Genomic DNA, 1978 nt, shown 5'->3' with positions numbered 1-1978 from the left:
GACGTGGTGCCGCCAGCGATCCCGCGCGCTGCCTCGGGCACCACGCAGCGCGCCGGGCGCGCGGCCTGCGGCAGGGGCGGGGGCGCCGGCATGGCGGCCTGCCCGTCGCGCTCCGCCGTCAGCATGGCGATCTCGGCGCCGAGGACGAGGTCCTCCACATGGCCCAGCGTCTGCCGCCGCAGACGTCCCGCGCGATCGATCAGCAGCAGCGTCGGGGTGCCCTCCATGGCGTAGGCGGCCATGGTGCGCGGCAGCGCGCCGCCGGCCGGGTCCGGCGCGTCGATCCCGATCGGGACGTCCAGCCGGTACTCATGTGCGAAGGCCTCCAGCGTCGCGCGCGAATTCGCGGCGTGGTGCTCGAACACCGTATGCAGCGCGAGCACGGCGACATGGTCAGGATGGAAGGCGCGGCGGACGCGCAACAGCTGCGGCAGCGCGTATTGCACGCAGCCCGGGCAGAGCATCTGGAAGGCGAGCGCGACGACGACGCGGCCGCGCAGCGCGCCGAGCGTCGGGGGTTCGGGCGCGTGGAGCCAGGCGGAGGCCTGGAACTCCGGCGCCGGGCGTGGGTCGGGTGGCATTGTCGTTTCTCCCGTGCCGCCCCGGGGCTTGCGCCCCGGGGGCGTGTCCACGTGCTCAGGCCGCGCGGGCCTCCGGCGTTGCGGCGGTGTCGGCGATCGGGTTCACTCGGGTCATCGTCTCTCTCCTCTGGTCTGTCGCAGGGTCGGTGGAACGTGGCGGTACGGACGCGCTGAGGTGGCCGCCTCAGCGCGTCCCGCTGCCCGGCGCCACCCGGCCGGGCAGGGACAGGTTGCCGGAGGCGACGTCCAGGACCTGCGCGACGGAGAGCAGCGGCGCGTGCAGGTCGCCATTCACCTTGAGCCCGGCCGTCACGCCGTCGAAGCGCGCCTCCCGCAGGCCGGGCAGGTCGGCCATCGGCACGCGGACCTCGACCGCGTCGCCCGAGAAGACGGGCGGCAGGTCGGGGCTCGAGATCATCAGCGGCACGCCGGGCCAGTCGCCCGGCACGCGCGGATGGCGGTCGCGCGGCAGGTCCTGCACCTTCAGCGCGGCGGGTCCGCAGGCGGGATCGGGGCCGAGCACGACCCAATGGCTGTGCCAGATATGGCGGTTGCGCTCGCGGCCCGGCGCGCCGTCGTCGAAATCCGGATGGAAGGTGACGGCGAGCGCCAGGATCCCTTGCCCCGGATCGAAGCCGACGAGGCCGCTGTCGAGCGTGGTCGGCCAGACATAGGCGTGCACCTCGCTGCCGGCGAAGCGCCCGGTCTCCCGCGGGCGCGTGGCGCCTGCCTGGCCGGCGACCTGGATGCGGAAGACGGCCTGGTCGCGCTCGATGCCGATGCTCGCGCGCACGATGTCGAAATCGGCGAACGCGACGCTGCCGCGCGGCGCGGCGATGCCGGCGTCGCGGGCGGGCTGGGCCTGCGAGGCGAGCGGCGCGGCCAGTGCGAGGGCAAGCGCCCCCGTTGCCGCGGCAAGGCTGCCGCGGCGGATCCTCGGTGTCATGCGATGGTCTCCGGCTAGGTTCTGGTGGCGTCCGGGGCTCCGCTGACGAAGCGGGTCCAGACGACCTCGGCCTCGGCGTCCGGCAGGGGCTCCTGCTCGGGGCAGTCGAGGCGGAGGTGGCGGTCGCCGAAGGGCGCATCCACCAGCGCGCAGTGATGCGGCGCGGCGGCCTCGGCGGGATGGGCATGGGGGCGGAAGAATCGGCAGGTGACGCACATCCGTGCCGGCGCGATGGCGCCGCGCAGTTGCAGGCCGCGGATCAGCTTGGTGACAAGACGCAGCAGCGCCTCCTGCTCGGCGAGGGGCAGGTCGCCGGCGACCTCGAGCAGCACGGCGGGCCAGTCGCCGGCCGCGCGCGCCATGGCGACCCCGGCCTCGGTCAGCACAAGGCCGCTGGCGCGCGCGTCGCGCGGGTCGGGCTGGCGGCGCAGCAGGCGCTTGCGCTCCAGCG

The 1978-nt window shown here is 75.1% G+C and carries 3 protein-coding genes; all 3 read right to left on the bottom strand.

Features of this window, described 5'->3' with window-relative positions:
- On the bottom strand, positions 1–581 hold a 581-nt coding region (locus tag OZN99_RS30565; protein WP_270938973.1), incomplete at its 3' end, for a peroxiredoxin family protein.
- 184 nt (positions 582–765) lie between these two features.
- Positions 766–1527: a hypothetical protein gene (locus OZN99_RS30560; protein WP_270938972.1), complete on the bottom strand. Its 762-nt coding sequence runs from the start codon at positions 1525–1527 to the stop codon at positions 766–768.
- Positions 1528–1541: 14 nt separating this feature from the next.
- A partial coding sequence (locus tag OZN99_RS30555; protein WP_270938971.1) for a MarR family winged helix-turn-helix transcriptional regulator occupies positions 1542–1978 on the bottom strand: 437 nt, incomplete at its 5' end.

The sequence above is a fragment of the Falsiroseomonas oryzae genome, from assembly GCF_027856955.1.
GTDB classification, from domain to species: Bacteria; Pseudomonadota; Alphaproteobacteria; order Acetobacterales; family Acetobacteraceae; genus Falsiroseomonas; species Falsiroseomonas oryzae.
This window is presented reverse-complemented; position numbering and strand designations above follow the sequence as displayed.

Bases quoted from the DNA above. Each gene is read 5' to 3' on its own strand.
- OZN99_RS30560 (WP_270938972.1), bottom strand. From the start codon at position 1,527: ATGACACCGAGGATCCGCCGCGGCAGCCTTGCCGCGGCAACGGGGGCG.